Below are 17852 nucleotides of genomic sequence, written 5' to 3'. Positions count from 1 at the left end.
AGGGGGCGGCACCCATTGGGGGGAACAGGTGCCGCCTCGGCAGCGCAGGGATTGGGGGGAATCACGAGCGCTGCAGGCCACGAAACGAGTGTTCGGGCGGTACTCAGCATACGGCTTGCCGAAGGATGCGCAAGTATTTTTTGTCCCCATTTGTGCGGACACTCAGAAATCTCTGCGCAAGTGCACAGTAACGGGTCGGACGGATGCTCGGAAGAGCAGGGGGCGCAGTGTGACCGAGCTGTTACGAGCACGTCGTGAGCGGGCGGTAGGGTGCTGGTGGGGCAGGCGACCCAACCGATGAAAGTGAATCGCGAAGGAGCGACCGGACAACCATGACCGTGCAGATCGATCACGCGCTCGAGGAGATCAGGCGATTCCGCCCGAGCCCCGAGTTCGCCGCCCAAGCCGTCGCCGACGAGTCCCTCGCCGACGCCGCGCGCGCCGACCGCCTCGGATTCTGGGCCGACCAGGCCCGCAATCTCCTCCAGTGGGAGAAGCCCTTCACCCGAACGCTCGACTGGACGAACCCACCGTTCGCCAAGTGGTTCGACGACGGCGAACTGAACGTCGCCGTCAACTGCCTCGACCGCCACGTCGCGGCGGGCCTCGGCGATCGTGTGGCCATCCACTTCGAGGGAGAGCCGGGCGACAGTCGGGACATCACCTATGCCGAACTCACCGCCGAGGTGAAGCGGGCAGCCAACGTGCTGACCGATCTCGGCGTCGGCGAGGGCGACCGGGTCGCCATCTACCTCCCGATGATCCCCGAGGCGATCGTCTCGATGCTCGCGGTGGCCCGCATCGGCGCCGTTCACTCGGTCGTCTTCGGCGGGTTCAGCGCCGACAGCCTCGCGTCACGCATCGACGACGCCGAGGCATCCCTCGTCATCACCGCCGACGGCGGGTATCGCAAGGGGCGGGTCTTCCCGCTGAAGCCCACTGTCGACGAGGCCATCGCGAAGACCGGCGGCAGCATCGAGAACGTCCTCGTCGTTCGCCGCGGCGAGAACGAGGTCGACTGGACCGAAGGTCGCGACCACTGGTGGCACGAGACCGTCGGCGAGGCCTCTGCGGAGCACGAGGCGAAGGCGTTCGGCGCGGAGCATCCGCTGTTCATCCTCTACACGAGCGGCACCACCGGCAAGCCGAAGGGCATCCTGCACACGAGCGGCGGGTACCTCACGCAGACGGCGTTCACGCACAAGAACGTCTTCGACCTGCACCCTGAGAGCGACGTGTACTGGTGCACCGCCGACGTCGGCTGGGTCACCGGGCACTCCTACGTGGTCTACGGCCCGCTCGCGAACGGCGCCACCCAGGTGGTCTACGAGGGCACGCCCGACACGCCGCACCCGGGTCGCTGGTGGGAGATCATCGAGAAGTACAAGGTCTCGATCCTCTACACGGCGCCCACGGCCATCCGCTCGTTCATGAAGCTCGGCCGGAAGATCCCGCAGGAGTTCAACCTGCGCTCGCTGCGGCTGCTCGGCTCGGTCGGCGAACCCATCAACCCCGAGGCATGGATCTGGTACCGCCATGTCATCGGCGGCGGCTCGATCCCCGTGGTCGACACGTGGTGGCAGACCGAGACCGGCGCGATCATGATCTCCGCGCTGCCGGGCATCACCGACCTCAAGCCGGGCAGCGCGCAGGTGCCGATCCCCGGCATCTCGATCGACATCCTCAGCGACGACGGCACGCCGGTCGAAGGCGAGGGCGGCGGGCTGCTCGTGGTCACCGAACCGTGGCCGTCGATGCTCCGCGGCATCTGGGGCGACCCCGAGCGCTTCAAGCAGACCTACTGGGAGAAGTTCGGCACTGAGCCCACGAAGGCGATGTACTTCGCCGGCGACGGCGCACGTCGCGACGAAGACGGAGACATCTGGCTGCTCGGCCGTGTCGACGACGTCATGAACGTCTCAGGGCACCGATTGTCGACCGCAGAGATCGAGTCGTCGCTCGTCGCCCATCCGTGGACCGCCGAAGCCGCGGTGGTCGGCGCCTCCGATGAGACGACCGGGCAGGCCGTCGTGGCATTCGTCATCCTGAAGGCGAGCCAGGCCGAGCTCGTCACCGACCCCGCCGAGGCGAGTGAAGAGCTGCGCCGTCACGTCGCGACCCAGATCGGTGCGATCGCGCGCCCGCGTCAGGTGTTCATCGTCAACGAGCTGCCCAAGACGCGGTCGGGCAAGATCATGCGGCGACTCCTCCGCGACCTCGCAGAGGGGCGCGAGATCGGCGACACCACCACGCTCGCCGACACCTCGATCATGCAGGTCATCAGCGCGCAGGTCAGGTAGAGACCTCGAGCAGAATGGCGGATGCCGCGGCGGGGAGTCCCGGCCGCGGCATCCGCGATTCTCGGTCGTTACGCGAACTCGACGACGAGCTCGAGCTCGACGGGCGAGTCGAGCGGGAGCACCGTGACGCCCACCGCCGAGCGGGCGTGGCGCCCGGCGTCGCCGAAGATCTCGCCGAGCACGTCGGACGCGCCGTTGACGACGCCGGGCTGACCGGTGAATGAGGGGTCGGATGCCACGAAGCCGACGAGCTTCACGATGCGAGTCACCCGGTCGAGCGAGCCCAGCTCGGCACGCACCGCGGCGAGCGCGTTGAGCGCGCAGGTGCGCGCATAGCCCTTGGCGTCGGCGGCGGGCACGAGGCCGTCGCCGTCGCCGACCTTTCCGGTGGCGGGCAGGGCACCGGCCGTGAACGGCAGCTGCCCCGACGTGTAGACGTAGCTGCCGGTGACCACGGCGGGCACGTAGGCGGCGACCGGCGGCGCGACCTCGGGCAACTCGATGCCGAGCTCGGCCAGCCGCGCCTCGAAGCCGGCCATCAGGCCTCGCCCTCGAACTGCTTCGCGGCCTGCGCCGCGGCCGCTGCGCCGGCGGAGGCCGCGGTCGAGGACTCCCCGCCCACCGGGCGCTTCAAGTAGGCGACGAGCCCACCCTCGGGTCCTTGCACGACCTGCACGAGCTCCCAGCCTTCGGAGCCCCAGTTGTTCAGGATCGCCGCGGTGTTGTGGATGAGCAGCGGGGTGGTGATGTACTCCCAGGCAGGCATGGGACTCCTCGTCTCTGGTGCTTCCGGTGGGGCCGGTCGAGAACTGATCGACCGCGCGCCGGTGTGCGGGCACCGCTCGCGGCACCCACCGTCATAGCGGGATTTGTCAGCCTTCTCCGTTAAGCTCCACTATATGTCTGCCCAAAAACGTACGATGAGCGACGTCGGCACCGGAATCCTCGGCTTCGTCGGCTTGAGCGCTCTCGCCGGCGTCCTCGTGACAGCAGCCGTGACGCCCGCCCTCGCCGTCACCGGCATGGCCGCGAACAACGGCATCGCGGTGTTCGAGAACCTTCCCGGGTACCTCGACATCAACGAGTTGTCCGAGAAGACCGACATCTACGCGATCCAGGCCGACGGATCGCCGTACCACCTCGCCTCATTCTTCGACGAGAACCGTGAAGAGGTCGAGTGGGACGCCATCAGCCAGTACGTGAAGGATGCCGCCATCGCCGGTGAGGATCCCCGGTTCTACGAGCACGGCGGCATCGACATCCAGGGCACGGTCCGTGCGGCGCTCAACGAGTACGTGATCGGCGGGGCGACGCAGGGCGGATCCTCGATCACCCAGCAGTACGTGAAGAATGTGCTGATCAACAACGGAGTGCGCGAGGCGAAGACGGAAGAGGAGAAGGACGCGGCCTATGAGGCGGCGACCGAGACCTCGCCCGATCGCAAGCTCAAGGAGATGCGCTACGCGATCGCCCTCGAGAAGAAGTTCTCGAAGGACGAGATCCTCAAGGGGTACCTGAACATCGCCGCGTTCGGCGGACGGGTCTACGGCATCGAATCGGCCGCGCAGTACTACTTCGGCGGCAAGCACGCGGCCGACCTCACCCTGCCCGAGGCGGCCAGCCTCATCGCCATCGTGAACAACCCCGAGAAGTTCCGACTCGACTATCCTGACAGCGAGACCAACGGCGTCAACACGATCGTCGACGGGCAGCCCGTGCCATACGCCGCAAACAAGGAACGGCGCGACTACATCCTCGAGCAGATGCTCAAGGAGAAGAAGATCCCACAGGCGGACTACGACGCCGCCGTCGCCACCCCCGTTGCTCCCGTCATCAAGGAACCGAGCACCGGGTGCGAGACCGCAGGCGGCAGCGGATTCTTCTGCGACTACGTCAAGAACATCGTGCTCAACAGCTACGACGACCCGGCCACCGAAGAGAACGAAGGAGCCCGGCTGCTGCAACAGGGCGGGCTGCAGATCTACACGACGCTCGACCTCGACCTGCAGGCTCAGGCCGAAGCTGCGATGACGGAGAACGTGCCGGCCACTGATCCTCGCTTCGATGTCGGCTCCGTCGCCGTGACGGTGCAGGCCGGCACCGGCCGCGTGCTCGCGATGGCCCAGAACAAGAAGTTCACCGACGACGGAGAGGTTGCCGCCGCGGACCCGAGCTACACCTCGCTCAACCTCAGCACCGATCTCGACTACGGCGGCTCGAGCGGCTTGCAACCGGGCTCGACCTTCAAGGTGTTCACGCTCGCCGAATGGCTCAATGCAGGCCACTCGCTGCGCGAGACGTTCAATGGCGCCCGGCGGGCGTTCACCTCATTCCCCGGTCAGTGCGGGGGTGGCACCTGGACCGGATCGTTCAACCCGCGCAACGACGATGGCCGCATCGCCAACAACGCGGTCGACGCGACCAAGTGGTCGGTGAACTCCTCGTTCATGGCGATGGCCCAACAGCTGCAGCTGTGCAAGATCAAGGAGACCGCTGCTGCTTTCGGCGTACACCGAGCCGATGGCGCCGCGCTCGGCGAGGGCAAGAACGCCGAAGACGAGACCATCCCATTCGGCCCGTCGGCTGTGCTCGGCACCGAAGAGATCGCCCCGGTGACCATGGCGGCCGCGTTCGCGGGCATCGCGAACAACGGCACGACCTGCTCGCCGATCGCCATCGACAAGATCGTCCAGGCCGACGGAACGGAGCTGCCGCCGCCAGCCTCCACGTGCACGCAGTCGGTGAGTCCCGAGGTCGCGCATGCGATGGAGTACGCGATGCAGCAGACCTTCGCGGGCGGCGGCACCGCCACCGCCTCGGATCCCGGCACGGGCATCCCGCACATCGGCAAGACCGGTACGACCGACGACGCGTTCGACACCTGGATGATCGGGTCGAGCACGAAGGTCGCGACGGCCGTCTGGGTCGGCAACATCACCGGCGGCGACAACCGCACCAACCTCCGCGACGTGAGCTTCGATTCCGGTGCGGCCGCCACGGCCCGCCACCGCATCTGGCCGAGGATCATGGAGGTGGCCGACAACAAGTACGGCGGCGATCAATTCACCGAGCCTGATGCGAGCGCCTTCAAGCAGGTCCTCGTCGACGTCCCGCAGGTCACGGGCCTCACCCTTGACGCCGCCAAGCAGGCGCTCGAGGCGGCCGGGTTCGTCTTCGAAGACGGCGGCCCGCAAGACTCGAACCTGCCCGCAGGCACGGTCTCCGCCACCGACCCCTCGGGTCAGGCCGGCCGCGGTTCGACCATTCGGGTGTTCACGAGCAACGGATCGATGACCGGCGTGCCGAACGTCGTCGGCATGACGCAAGACCAGGCTGAGGCAGCCCTGCGCCAGGCCGGGTTCCGCGCAGAACGGCAGACGCAGGACACGCTCGATCCGACGCAGGTCGGCGTCGTGATCGCCCAGAACCCGGCAGGTGGCGGCTTCGCCAAGCCGGGCGACAAGGTGACGATCACGGTCGGCAAGCTCAGCGGCGGCCCCGGCAACGCGCCCGGCGACGACTAGCCGGCGAGCCGCCCACGTGACGAACACGCGCACCTCCCCCGCCGCCGCCATCGCGCTCGCGATCGGCGCGGCGGGGGCGGCTGCGCTCGCGTGGGGCACACTCGTCGAGCGCACTCGGTGGACCCTCAGGCAGGTGGAGGTCCCGGTTCTTCCGCCGGGCGCGACCCCCGTGCGGGTGCTGCACCTCTCCGACCTCCACATGGCACCGTGGCAGCACGACAAGCAGCAGTGGGTGCGGCGGCTCGCCGAGCTCGAACCCGACCTCATCGTCGACACGGGTGACAACCTGGGGCACGAGCGCGGCATCGACGGCGTCCGGCGGGCGTTCGATCCGTTCCGGGGCATCCCCGGCGTCTTCGTCAACGGATCGAACGACTACTTCGGCCCGGTCCTGAAGAACCCGTTCAACTACTTCACCGGCCCCTCTCGCCTCGGTCGTCGCGCCAAGCGGCTCGACATCGACGAGCTGCACTCGTATTTCGACGAGCTCGGCTGGCATGACCTCGACAACACCGCGGCCGCGCTCGACCTGCGCGGCACGCATTTCGAGTTCTTCGGCGTCGACGACCCGCACAACGGGTACGACCGCCTCGACCTCATCACGGCGGCCATCGACGAGCTGCGCGCCGAAGATCCGCTCGGCGACGAGTCCTGGCCAGATGAGGCGTCCGTCGGGGCTCGGCGCCCCACCGTCACCGTCGGCGTCACGCACGCGCCCTACCAACGGGTGCTCAACTCCTTCGTGAACCACGGAGCCCAGCTGGTGCTCGCAGGGCACACACACGGCGGTCAGGTCTGCGTGCCGGGGCTCGGTGCCCTTGTCACCAACTGCGACATCCCGCGCGCGCAGGTGAAGGGCCTGAGCGTCTGGCGGCACGGCCTGCGCTCGGCATTCCTGAACGTGTCGGCTGGACTCGGCACGTCGATCTACGCACCGGTGCGCTTCGCGTGCCCGCCAGAGGCGACGCTGCTCACCCTCGTGCCGACGGAGTAGCGATCGAGCGAGCGGATGCCTCGACCTCCCGCTCGGGCATCCGTGCCGCCGCTTCGCGTGGTCCGCCGAACCCCATTTATCGGCTATCCTTGTGGAGGCCCGTGAGGGCCACCGGGGTGTGGCGCAGCTTGGTAGCGCGCGTCGTTCGGGACGACGAGGTCGCAGGTTCAAATCCTGTCACCCCGACGAGATGAGGCCTCCTTCTTCGGAAGGAGGCCTTCGTCGTTCCCGGTTCAGCTCGGCGAGGCGAGCGCGCGTCGCGAGCTGCGAGCGGCGCTCGCCCGTGCCGCCGCTGCCGCAGTGCCCTTCGCATGGGCGATCGCGTCGGCGGCACGCACGAGCGCGAGGTGTGAGAGCGCCTGCGGGGTGTTGCCCGCGTGCCGGCCGTTCCGCGCGTCGACCTCTTCCGAGAGCAGGCCGAGCTCGGAGCGGAAGCCGAGCAGGCGCTCCATGAGCGTGTCGGCCTCGTCGAGGCGGCCGACGTGGGCGTAGTGCTCGACGAGCCAGAAGGAGCAGGCCAGGAACGCGTTCTCATCACCGGGAACCCCGTCGACGTTGGCCTCGGTGCGGTAGCGGCGCAACAGTCCGTCGCGCAGGAGTGTCCGCTCGATGCGCGCGACGGTGCCGACCATGCGCACGTCATCGTGTGTCAGGTACCCGATCTGCGGCAGCTGCAGCAGTGCCGCGTCGACCTCGCGGCTCCCGCTGAACTGCACGTAGCTGCCGAGCTCGCGGTCGAACCCGGTGGCCTCGATCTCGGCGGCGAGCTGGTCTCGGACGACTCGCCATCGCTCGACCGGCCCGCGCCGGCCATCGAACTCGACGGCGCAGATTCCGCGGTCGAACGCCGCCCAGAGCATCGCACGCGAGTGGGTGAACCGGCGTTCGGCGCCCCGGATCTCCCAGATGCCCGAATCGGGCCGGTCGAGGTTGCGCTCCGCCTCGCTGAGCAGTGCCACCTGCAACGACCAGGAGAGGTCGTCGTCGTCGAGACCCACATGCCGGGCGGCGTCGAGGGCGATCATCACCTCGCCGAACACGTCGGCCTGGTACTGCTCGGACGCCGCGTTGCCGACGCGAACCGGCGTCGCGCCCTCGTACCCGGGCAGCGTCGGCACCTCCCACTCGGGCAGCCGCCGCTCGCCGGCGAGGCCGTACATGGTCTGGAGGTCGCCGGGGTCGCCCGCAATCGCCCGGAGGAGCCATCGTCGCCAGGCTTCGACCTCACGGACGAACCCGTGGTGCATGAGGGCCTCGAGCGTGAGCGCCGCGTCGCGCAGCCACACATAGCGGTAGTCCCAATTGCGGCTTCCCGCGGCCGCCTCGGGCAGGCTCGTCGACGCCGCAGCCACGATGCCGCCGGTGTCGGCGTGCGTGAGCAGGCGCAGCACGAGGAGGGAGCGGAGCACGGCGTCCTCGTGCGCACCGGGCAGCGCGCAGCCACGCGCCCACGCCCGCCACCACGAGGCCGTGCGCTCGATCGCGTCGTCGACGTCGAGCGGTTCCGGCGCCGCCAGGTGCGCCGGGAACCACGAGAGCTGCAGGTCGAGCGTCTGGCCCTCCGAGATCGTCGTCTCGGCCACGTGGCTGTGCCCGTGCGCCGTGAGCGCGGTGCCACGAACCACGAGGGCGTCGGGTCCGGCGACGGCGAGGAGCTCGGGGGCATCCGCCGTGCCGACCTGGCGCATCCAGGGCAGCGAGGCCGCGTAGTCGAAGCGCACGCGCAGCTCGTGGCGCATGGCGACGCGGCCCCGAATACAGCGGATGCGACGGATCACGTCGCTGCGCCCATCGGTGCGGGGCATCAGGTCGGTGACCTCGACCTCACCCTCACCGGTGCTCCAGCGCGTGATGAGGGTGAAGGTGTCTGGCGCGTACCTCCTGGTGGCGCTCGCTTCCTGATCGGTCGGCCGAAGGATCCAATGGCCCTGCTCGGGCGTGCCGAGCATCGCCCCGAAGACCGAGGCGGCGTCGAAGCGCGGAAGGCACAGCCAGTCGATGCTGCCGTCACCGCCGACGAGCGCCGCGGTGCGGCAGTCGCCGATGACGGCATACCCCTCGATCGGAGAGGCCATGCTCAGGGCCGGCCGAGTCCGCGGTAATCCCAGCCGGCCGCCCGCCAGGCCACCGGGTCGAGCACGTTGCGACCGTCGATGATACGGCGCCCGGCGACGAGACGACCCGTGGCATCGGGGTCCAGCGCGCGGTACTCGCGCCACTCGGTGACGAGCACGACGAGGTCGGCGTCGTGCAACGCCTCGCGCGAGGAGGTCGTGTAGTCGAGCTGCGGATGCCTCGCCCGCGCGTTCTCGATGCCCTCGGGGTCGGTCGCGACGACGTCGGCACCGAGGCCCTTCAGCAGCACCGCCACGTCGAGCGCCGGCGAGTCTCGCACGTCGTCGGAATCGGGCTTGAACGTGACGCCCAGTACGGCGATCTTCTTGCGATGCACCGACCCGCCGAGCGCGAGGACGGCGAGGTCGACGACCCGCTGGCGTTGCCTGAGGTTGATGGCGTCGACCTCTTTCAGGAAGGCGAGGGCCTCCCCGCGTCCGAGCTCCTCGGCGCGGGCGGTGAATGCGCGGATGTCCTTCGGCAGGCATCCGCCGCCGAAGCCGACTCCAGCGTTCAGGAAGCGACGGCCGATGCGGGCGTCGTGGCCGAGCGCGTCGGCGAGTGCCGTGACATCCGCGCCGGTCGCATCGGCGATCTCGGACATGGCGTTGATGAAGCTGATCTTGGTAGCGAGGAACGCGTTCGCCGCCACCTTGACGAGCTCGGCGGTGGCGTAGTCGGTGACGATACGCGGCGTGCCCGCCTCGAGCGCGGCGCGGTAGATCTGGTCGAGCACGGATGCGGCGTGGCGATCGCCCTCGGCGACCCCGTAGACCAGGCGGTCGGGTTCGAGGGTGTCCTTCACGGCGAAGCCCTCGCGCAGGAACTCGGGATTCCAGGCGAGACTCGCGTGCGGCGCCTCCTCGGCGAGGCGCCCGGCCAAGCGCGCGGCAGTGCCGACGGGCACGGTGCTCTTTCCGACGACGATGGCGTCCTCGGCGAGGTGCGGGAGCAGTGCGGCGAAGGCGGCATCGACGTACGACACGTCGGCCGCGCTCGAGCCCGCGGTCTGAGGCGTTCCGACCGCGAGGAAGTGCACCTGCGCGTCCGCGGCATCCGCTATATCGGTGCTGAACCGCAGTCGGCCGGTCTCGGTCGCCGATGCGAGGATCTCGGGGAGACCGGGTTCGAAGAACGAGGGCCTGCCTGCGGCAAGGGCTGCGATCTTTCGCTCGTCGACGTCGATGCCGATCACCTCGTGTCCGAGTTCGGCCATGGCCGAGGCATGCACCGCGCCGAGGTAGCCGCAGCCGATGACGGAGATGCGCATCGAGGTCCTTTCGTGGGCGTGGCTCTCATTCTGCCGCACGCCGGTCGGCTCGGCGCGACGTCGGGTTCCTGCTCGGTGCCGCCGTCCTTCGGGCTTCGCTACCCTGAACCGATGGATCCCACCGGCCCCCTTCCGCCCAACGCACGCGATCGCCCGGTCACCCGCACACCGGGCGATGCCAGGTCGGTGCGTCTCGCCCGGTACTTCCTGCCGCCATACCTGCTCGTGGTCGCCCTCATCGTCTTCCTGCCCGCGCCCGAGGCCGGGCAGCTCACCGGCATCGTCGGCTGGGCGGTCGACGTCCTCGCCGCACTCGGTGCGTCACGAGAGCTCAGCGCGATCGCACTCGAGTTCGTCGCGAACATCGCCCTGTTCGTGCCATTCGGCCTGCTGCTCTCGATCGCCGCGCCGAGGCTCACCTGGTGGGGCACCATCGCCCTGGGCTGCCTCACGAGCGTGGGCATCGAACTGATCCAGATCGGTATCCCGTCTCGCTTCCCGACCGTCTCGGACGTCATCGCGAATACGGCCGGCACAGCCGTCGGCGTCGGGCTCAACCTGTTGCGCCGCCGCCCGCGGCGTCTGCCCGGCTCCGACCGCTCGCCCACCTGAGCAGGCGTTCGAGCGGCCCACGGCCCAGGTAGCGGCGCCACAGCCAGGCGAAGACCATGGATCCGAGTACGAGGCCCGCGAGGAGCTCGAACGAGTCGTCGGTCATGACGCCGTTCTCAGCGCGGATCGAAGCGGCGATCACCACGAGGTGCAGTGTGTACACGCTCAACGGCATCGAGCCCATCGCCGTGACCGGGGACAGCAGCGCCGACGCGACACGGCGCACGGGTGGTCGCGCGAACGCCGTCAGGAGCATCATGCCGGCAACGACGAGCACGCCGACCCCGGTGTTGCCGACGGTCTCGAGGGATGCCCGCAGTGGTGCGGCCCACGACGCCTCGGTGGCGACCTCTTCGCCGGGCAGCATCGCCGCGATGGGAAGGAGCATCGCGGCCGCCGTCGTGCCGGCGAGCGCAGCGATGCCCACGACGCGGGGTGAGGTGAGATCGAGCCGGGCCAGCGCCAGTCCGATGAGCATCACGGGGATCCAGATAACGATCGGGTACGCGCCGCTCACGAACCAGTCGACGATGAGCTGCGCCGAGGTCGACTGCAGCTCTTCGACGGCTTCGGTGCGACTCGCGACCTCGGCGAGCGCCGGCGTGACGACGAGCAGGGCGATGCCGACCCCGAGCGCGACACGCGGCGGGATGAAGATGAGCGGCAGCAGCACCAGGAAGGCCACGCCGTAGACGTCGAGGATGATGAACACGAGCGGATGCAGCGTCACCGCGATGAGCAGCCCCAGTGCGATGAGGATGACGGCGCGAATCGCGATCTGGCGCCGCAGCGAGCCGCGCCCCTCGGTGATCGGCATGACGCCTCCCGACATGAACCCGAGGCCGATGCCCGCCGTGAGCGCGAAGAGCAATCGCGGTCGCTCGTCGGCGATGGCGATCACGCTCTCGAGATCGGAGGATGCGACGGCCGGGGCCACGTGGGCGACGAACATGCCGATGAGGGCGAGTCCGCGAGCCGCATCCACACCGTCGACCCGGTCGACGCGGTGCACCCGGACCGCGAGGGAGGCATCCGTCGGTCTCGTCATGACGCCATGCTGTCACGCGACATCGCGCGAGGCATCGGCCGGTTCAATGCCGTCCGTTCAGCACCCCGCCGCTCTCTTCGAGGTAGCACACCCCGCAGAGCGATTCGTAGGTGACCGATTCACCGTCGATGGCGACCTGGTCGCCGTCGAAGACGAATGCGCCGTCGATGAGCCGGGCGTTGAAAATGGCCTTGCGACCGCAGCGGCAGATCGTCTTCAGTTCTTCGAGGCTGTGCGCGATCTCGAGCAGGCGGCGGCTGCCGGGAAAGGCGACCGTCTGGAAATCGGTGCGGATGCCATAGGCGAGCACGGGGACGCCGTCGATCAGGGCGATGCGGAGCAGGTCTTCGACCTGGTCGGCCGAGAGGAACTGCGCCTCGTCGATGAGGAGGCAGCTGACGTCGCGGCCATGGTCCTCGATGATGCGGTTGCGGTGCTCCTGGAAGCGGTCGAGCACGCTCGTCTCGGGCTCGATCGTGAAGTCGACCTCGCGGACCACGCCGAGCCGGGACACGATGTCGCGGTCGCCCTTCGTGTCGATCGCAGGCTTCGCCAGCAGCACCTGGTGCCCGCGTTCCTCGTAGTTGAACGCAGCCTGGAGCAACGCCGTCGACTTGCCGGAGTTCATCGCCCCATAGCGGAAGTACAGCTTCGCCATCTATTCGAGATACCCGTCTTCCGCCGCACGGCGGATCAGTTCGGCCTTGCGGCTCGCCGGCCGCCCTGCCTTCGCGTACTTGTCGCGCACCCGCCGCAAGTAGGTCTTCGCCGTCTCATAGCCGACCTCCATGCGACGGCCGACCTCGGCGGTGCTCAGGCCCTGCGCGTAGTAGCGCAGCGCCCGCTCCTCGGCCCCGCTCAGATGGACCGACGAGGCGTCGTGGTCTGCGGCCGGCGACCCAGCCGACGGAGCCCCATGCGTTCCATATGGCGCGTCGGTGCGAGACGGATGCCTCGGCAGCCGTTCGCCACGCGCCACGCGCCGTGCAGAGTCGACGAGCACGTCGGCGCGGAGCGTCTTCGGGATGAACCCGGAGGCGCCCGCCGCGAGGCAGCGTTCGCGCGACTCGTCGTCGTCGAGCGCGGTGACCACGAGGACCTTCGCGCCGGCGGCCCGGCAGGCGCGGATGCGTGCCTCGATCGAGACGGTGTCTCCGAGCTGCAGGTCCATGAGTACGAGATCGACCGGGAACTCGGGTGCGCGGATGAGGTCCATCCAGGTCGTCACCTTCAGGACGACGTCGAACTCGGGAGCGAGGTCGGCGAACCATCGGGCGAGACTGTCGACGATGAGCCCGTGGTCGTCGAGGATGGCGAGCCGGTACGGCGCGCCCGGATCGGGCCGCTCATTCGATGCCATAGCTCAACTCCACGGTCACATTCTCTCGCGATACCGCTGACTCCGCGGGAAGCGCGACGGCTCGAGCCACAGCGACGAACCGGTCGAGCTCCCGACGCGTCGGTGGCGTGTCCCCCGGATCGGCGACGATGCTGATGCGCCCCCGCCGCGCGTCGGTGGTGATCGTCACCCGAATGCGCACTGAGCGCGACGGCTCACCGAGCCACGAGATCAAGGCGGTCAGCGCGGATCTCTGGTCGCCCGCGAGATCGGCGGCGCCGCCGTTCGTGTCGTCGACGACCACGTCGACACCACGGTTCCGGCGCACGCTCGCGCCCAGGTCGTCGAGCCAGGTCGACTCGATGCCCGCGCGGAGCGCCCGGCGGAGCGCCTCGGCGAGCTCACGTGCCTGATCGGCATCGGCAACGGAGATGCGGTCGGCGGTCATCACGCCGGCGAGGAACGGCAGCACCTCGCGTCCGAGGACGGACACCTGGCTCTGCTGCACCGAACGGGCGATGCCGGCGCGCAGCTCGGCATCTCGCTGCAGGGCCGATCGGTTCGCCTCGCGCTGCCAGGCGAGGGTCTCGGCGACGATCGCGTACGAGTAGCCCGCTGCTGCAGCCGAGAGGGAGACCACCGGGGCCACGCTCACGATGACGAGCACGGCGAGGGGCGCCGGGGTGACGGTGTACGCGGATGCCCCGATCACGAGGATCGAGAGTACGGCCGAGGCGAGCACCCCGGCCAGCAGCAACGAAAGCCACGTGCAGAACGGGGCCACCGAGAGGATCAGCATGCCGATCACGATCGGCCCGAAGTCGTCGTACAGGTAGCGGTTCGCCCCGACCGTCGAGACGTACTCGGCGATCGCCGCGGCGACCGCGAACGTGACGACGAGCCAGAGCCGCTCGGCGGTGAACGGCGCTCGACCCGGCGACGCTGAGATCGCTGCCGCAGCTCCGCCGGCAGCCACCAGCATGACGGCGATCACAGCGGCCACCGGCGAGCTGACCTCCGGCCAGTGCGCCAAGGTGAGGAGCACCGCCGTGCCGAAGGCGAGGAGCGCACCGACGGTCACGATCGGCGCCGCCGTGATGCCGCCGACCGGGTCGGCCTCCTGCTGCGTCAATCGCATGCGGCTGCTCATTCGCCGCCCTCCGGCACGGTGAGCACGACGGTCGTGCCGATGCCCTTCGTTGACCAGAGCCGCACCGTTCCCTGCTCCTGCTCGATGCGCGCACGGATCGAGGTGCGCAGGCCGATGCGATCGGGCGGAACCTCACGCTCGTCGAATCCACTTCCGCTGTCCATCACGGCGACGGTGACCTCGCCGGCGCCGTAGCCGAGGGCGAGCTCCGCCTCGTCGACTCCGGCGTGCCTGGCGACATTGATGAGGCATTGGGCGACGGCGGCATCGAGTGCCGCAGCACGCCGAGCGCCCAAGACGCCCAGTACGGCGGAGTCGCCCGTCACGCGGACCTTCAGCCCGGCGTTGGCGGCGGCCGTGAAGGCATACGTCAGGATGGGCGTCGTGTCGTCGAGGGACGTCGCCTGCGCCTGGCGACGTCGAAGCCACGCGCTCCGCATCGAACCCGTGTCGAGCTTTCTGGAATCGGCCTCCGCGCTGAGGCGCTCGGCAACGTCGGCGCTCGCGGGGCCGACGGCATGGTCGATCGCCCAGTCGCGACCCACGATGAGCCCGAGATCTTGACGGATGCCGACTCGAAGCCGTTCGTCGACCGGCCCTGATCCGGCCGCAGCGATTGCCACGAGGTGGCTGAGGGCCGTGTCGTGCAGCCTCGCCGTTGCGCGCAACTCGTAATCGTGCCGGATCGCGAGCTCCCTGGTCTGCTGGCTCGCCCGGTGCAGGCCGGTCTGCTGCCGCGAGTCCGAGCGCCTGCTCAGGCCATCGAAGGCGCGCACCAGGACGAGAATGCCGAACGCCGTCGCCGCCGCGAGGTTCGGACTCCACACAGCACCGGCGAGCGTGGCGCCGAGGAACGCCGCTGCCTCGCCGAGCCCGTAGCCGAGCGCTCCCCAGGTGATCGCGATCACCGAACCGCTCCCGGCGCCGCCGACGAGGAGCAGCGCGATGCGCGGCAGGGCGAGCAGCGCGTTGTTGGAGGTCTCCAACCGCGACTCGGGCCCCATGATGAGCACGGTGAGGGCGAAGACGATGCCGGTGCCGACCACCAGGTAGACCACGGTGGGGGTGACCGTGGGGAATCGCGCGACAAACCCGAGCAGCACGCCCATCAGCACGACGAGCGCCGAGCCGGTCCATGCGTCGGGATCGCCGCCGAAGACGGCCATGATGACGCCGACGGCCAACAGGACGGCGAGGCAGGCGAACGCTGCGGCATGACCAGCGGTCGCAAGGGCACGGCTCAGCGACTCCCGCGCGAGGTGGCCCGGCAACCCCAGGGTCATCGTGCTCCTCCCGCTCGCGTGTGCTCGGCCGCACGCAACGTTGCGCCGGGCTTCTGCGGATTATCGCAGTTCGCGCGGTCTCAGCGCAGCAGCGCCGCTAGAAGAGTGCGCCCGGGTCGGGCGGTGCTCCGAACAGCTGCGGGAGCTCACCGTCGCGGCGCGCTGGCGTGCCTGCGAGCGCTGCCGATCGGATTCCGCCGGTGACCGGGTCTTCGCGCGCTCGCTCGAGGCCGTGCGCCGCGATGAGCGGCCGGATGCGCTCGGCGAGCCAACGACGATACGCCTTCGGCGCGTAGGCGTTCGTTCCGTAATACATCGAGCGGTACTTGGGAACGAGCTCGGGGTGGGCGTGCTCGAGCCACTGCATGAACCACGGCTTCACTCCCCCGCGCAGGTGCAGGGCCGTGTACAGCACGCTCGTGGCTCCAGCCGCCTTCGCCTGCCGGAGCGCCTCGTCGAGATGCGCTCTCGTATCGGTGAGGTAGGGCAGGATCGGCATCAGGAAGACCGCGCAGTCGAGCCCCGCCTCGCGCACCGCGGTGACCGTCGCGAGTCGCGCCTTCGCGCTGGGGGTGCCCGGTTCGACCGATTGCTGCAGCTCGTGGTCGTAGATCGCGATCGACATGGCGAGGTCGACGTGCACGTGTCGTGACGCCTCGACGATCAGTGGCAGGTCGCGCCGCAACAGGGTGCCCTTGGTGAGGATGCTGAACGGCGTGCCGCTGTCGGCGAGGGCGCCGATGATGCCGGGCATCAGTGAATAGCGCCCCTCTGCTCGCTGATAGGGATCGGTGTTCGTGCCGAGCGCCACAGGATCGCGACGCCACGACGGCTTGGCGAGCTCTTTCTGCAGCACCTCGGCGACGTTGACCTTGACGATGATCTGCCGGTCGAAGTCGTCGCCCGCGTCGAGGTCGAGATAGGTGTGCGTCGGCCGGGCGAAGCAGTACGTGCAGGCATGGGTGCAGCCCCGGTATGGGTTGATGGTCCAGCCGAAGGGCATCATCGACTGGCCTGGCACGCGATTGAGGGCGGACTTCGCGAGGATCTCGTGGAAGGTGACGCCGGCGAACTCGGGCGTCTGCACGGAGCGCACCAGATTGTTCAGCTTCGCGAGACCCGGGAGGGCGTCGTTCTGCTCGACGCCCAGTTCCTGCCCGCTCCACCGCATGCCTCATTCGAACATACATTCGAATGCGGGTCAAGCGGATGCCCCGGCGCGCCGTGCACCGGGGCATCCGCTTACGCAGTTCTCCGGCTCAGTCGCGGAGCGCGGTCGAGCGCTCGCGCGCGGGCCCAGCGAACACCGGCTCGGGCGCGAGCGCGACGCGCCCGGCGTCGAGCTCGAGCCGCTCCCCCGCCCAGCGCCGGCGCAGCCACCGATCGTGGCTCGCGATGACCACCGCACCCGGATAGGTGCCGAGCGCGGCCTCGAGGTCGGTGGCGAGGCCGAGCGAGAGGTGGTTCGTCGGCTCGTCGAGCAGGAACACGTGCGGTGGCCGAGCGATCACGAGGGCGAGCGCGAGTCGCCGCTGCTGTCCGACCGACAGGGCCGCGAGCGGCTTCGACTCATCGCGCGGGGCGACGAGCCCGAGGCTCGCGAGCGGCACCTGCTCGGCCCGCCGCTCCCCGAGTACCCGCTCGTAGAGGCGGCGGGGCGAGGCATCCGGATCGGCGAAGCGCACGTCCTGCTCGAGGAGCTGCACGCGCAGCCCCTTGCGCCGGTGCACGGTGCCGCGATCGACGGGCAGCGTGCCCGCGAGCACGCCGAGGAGCGTCGACTTGCCGGCACCGTTCGCTCCGGTGACGAGCAACCGCGTCAGTGGGGCGACGGCGAACGCGTCGAGGGCGAGCCGTGAGCCCACCGCGACATCCGACAACTGGAGCAGCAGGCCGGACGCCTCCTCGAGCGCCTGCGAACCCGATGGGATGCCGGCGAACTCGAGCGGCGCTGGCGGCCGTCGCACCTGCTCGCGCTCGAGAGTTGCGAGCCGCAGCTCCGCGTTGCGCACCCGCCGCGAGACGGCCTGCTCGACGTTGCCGCGCTTGAAGTGCTTCAGGAACTTGTCGTTGTCGGTCGCCGCTCGTCCGTGCGAGACGTTGCGAGCCGTCTCGGCCGCGCCGACGCGAAGCCGCTTCAACTCCTCCTGCTCGTCGTCGTATTGGCGCTGCCAGCGTTGCCGCTCCTCGGCCTTCACCGTGAGGAACTCCGAGAAC

Annotated in this window: 15 protein-coding genes and 1 tRNA gene; 5 read left to right on the top strand and 11 right to left on the bottom strand. The window is 69.3% G+C overall.

The genetic code is table 11. The features are described 5' to 3' along the window. Positions 1 to 332 precede the first annotated feature (332 nt). Positions 333 to 2300 carry an acetate--CoA ligase gene (gene acs / locus QFZ26_RS14315; RefSeq protein WP_307043237.1) on the top strand — a complete coding sequence of 656 codons (1968 nt, stop codon included), beginning with the start codon at positions 333 to 335 and terminating at the stop codon, positions 2298 to 2300. A 68-nt stretch (positions 2301 to 2368) separates the two neighbouring features. Here acs and QFZ26_RS14310 read toward each other — a convergent pair whose 3' ends face one another. Both QFZ26_RS14310 and QFZ26_RS14305 read right to left on the bottom strand, forming a co-directional pair. Continuing rightward, positions 2369 to 2839 carry a RidA family protein gene (locus tag QFZ26_RS14310; protein ID WP_307043234.1) on the bottom strand — a complete coding sequence of 157 codons (471 nt, stop codon included), beginning with the start codon at positions 2837 to 2839 and terminating at the stop codon, positions 2369 to 2371. Next, positions 2839 to 3066, bottom strand: a complete 228-nt coding sequence (locus tag QFZ26_RS14305; protein ID WP_307043232.1) for a hypothetical protein — start codon at positions 3064 to 3066, stop codon at positions 2839 to 2841. The genes QFZ26_RS14310 and QFZ26_RS14305 overlap by 1 nt, the downstream gene beginning before the upstream one ends. 154 nt (positions 3067 to 3220) lie before the next feature. Between QFZ26_RS14305 and QFZ26_RS14300 the strand changes: the two genes are divergently transcribed. The 3 genes from QFZ26_RS14300 to QFZ26_RS14290 all read left to right on the top strand — a co-directional run bounded on the left by QFZ26_RS14300 (position 3221) and on the right by QFZ26_RS14290 (position 7004). Next, positions 3221 to 5824, top strand: coding sequence for a transglycosylase domain-containing protein (locus QFZ26_RS14300; protein WP_307043230.1), 2604 nt, complete (start codon positions 3221 to 3223; stop codon positions 5822 to 5824). Positions 5825 to 5840: 16 nt separating this feature from the next. Further along, positions 5841 to 6818 carry a metallophosphoesterase gene (locus QFZ26_RS14295; protein WP_307043228.1) on the top strand — a complete coding sequence of 326 codons (978 nt, stop codon included), beginning with the start codon at positions 5841 to 5843 and terminating at the stop codon, positions 6816 to 6818. A gap of 112 nt (positions 6819 to 6930) precedes the next feature. After that, positions 6931 to 7004: transfer RNA gene (locus QFZ26_RS14290), tRNA-Pro, on the top strand. A 47-nt stretch (positions 7005 to 7051) separates the two neighbouring features. Here QFZ26_RS14290 and QFZ26_RS14285 read toward each other — a convergent pair. Together QFZ26_RS14285 and QFZ26_RS14280 are read right to left on the bottom strand one after the other, a co-directional pair. Continuing rightward, positions 7052 to 8893 (bottom strand): glycoside hydrolase family 15 protein, encoded by a 1842-nt coding sequence (locus QFZ26_RS14285; RefSeq protein ID WP_307043226.1) that lies wholly within the window; start codon positions 8891 to 8893, stop codon positions 7052 to 7054. Between the two features lie 2 nt (positions 8894 to 8895). Further along, on the bottom strand, positions 8896 to 10203 hold the full coding sequence (locus QFZ26_RS14280; protein WP_307043224.1) for a UDP-glucose dehydrogenase family protein: 1308 nt from the start codon (positions 10201 to 10203) through the stop codon (positions 8896 to 8898). A gap of 111 nt (positions 10204 to 10314) precedes the next feature. Here QFZ26_RS14280 and QFZ26_RS14275 point away from each other — a divergent pair, with 111 nt between their 5' ends. Beyond that, a complete protein-coding gene (locus QFZ26_RS14275; protein ID WP_307043222.1) occupies positions 10315 to 10815 on the top strand; it encodes a VanZ family protein in 501 nt (166 codons plus the stop codon). Here the strand turns inward: QFZ26_RS14275 and QFZ26_RS14270 are convergent. The 7 genes from QFZ26_RS14270 to QFZ26_RS18945 all read right to left on the bottom strand — a co-directional run bounded on the left by QFZ26_RS14270 (position 10757) and on the right by QFZ26_RS18945 (position 17500). Continuing rightward, positions 10757 to 11863, bottom strand: coding sequence for a heparan-alpha-glucosaminide N-acetyltransferase domain-containing protein (locus QFZ26_RS14270; RefSeq protein ID WP_307043220.1), 1107 nt, complete (start codon positions 11861 to 11863; stop codon positions 10757 to 10759). The genes QFZ26_RS14275 and QFZ26_RS14270 overlap by 59 nt on opposite strands. Positions 11864 to 11906: 43 nt before the next feature. Then, complete coding sequence (locus QFZ26_RS14265) at positions 11907 to 12521, bottom strand: thymidine kinase (protein ID WP_307043218.1); 615 nt, start codon at positions 12519 to 12521, stop codon at positions 11907 to 11909. Next, positions 12522 to 13223: a response regulator transcription factor gene (locus tag QFZ26_RS14260; protein WP_307043216.1), complete on the bottom strand. Its 702-nt coding sequence runs from the start codon at positions 13221 to 13223 to the stop codon at positions 12522 to 12524. After that, positions 13210 to 14340: a hypothetical protein gene (locus QFZ26_RS14255; RefSeq protein WP_307043214.1), complete on the bottom strand. Its 1131-nt coding sequence runs from the start codon at positions 14338 to 14340 to the stop codon at positions 13210 to 13212. Before QFZ26_RS14255 ends, QFZ26_RS14260 begins: the two co-directional genes overlap by 14 nt. Positions 14341 to 14348: 8 nt before the next feature. Further along, positions 14349 to 15635 carry a sensor histidine kinase gene (locus QFZ26_RS14250; protein WP_307043213.1) on the bottom strand — a complete coding sequence of 429 codons (1287 nt, stop codon included), beginning with the start codon at positions 15633 to 15635 and terminating at the stop codon, positions 14349 to 14351. 97 nt (positions 15636 to 15732) lie between these two features. Then, on the bottom strand, positions 15733 to 16806 hold the full coding sequence (locus QFZ26_RS14245; protein WP_307043211.1) for an Rv2578c family radical SAM protein: 1074 nt from the start codon (positions 16804 to 16806) through the stop codon (positions 15733 to 15735). Between the two features lie 88 nt (positions 16807 to 16894). After that, a complete protein-coding gene (locus QFZ26_RS18945; RefSeq protein WP_444876246.1) occupies positions 16895 to 17500 on the bottom strand; it encodes an ATP-binding cassette domain-containing protein in 606 nt (201 codons plus the stop codon). Positions 17501 to 17852 lie beyond the last annotated feature (352 nt).

The sequence above is a fragment of the Agromyces ramosus genome (genome assembly GCF_030817175.1).
In the GTDB taxonomy this organism is placed as follows: domain Bacteria; phylum Actinomycetota; class Actinomycetes; order Actinomycetales; family Microbacteriaceae; genus Agromyces; species Agromyces ramosus_A.
The sequence above is the reverse complement of the archived record's forward strand: the minus strand, read 5'-3'. Positions and strand labels throughout refer to the sequence as shown.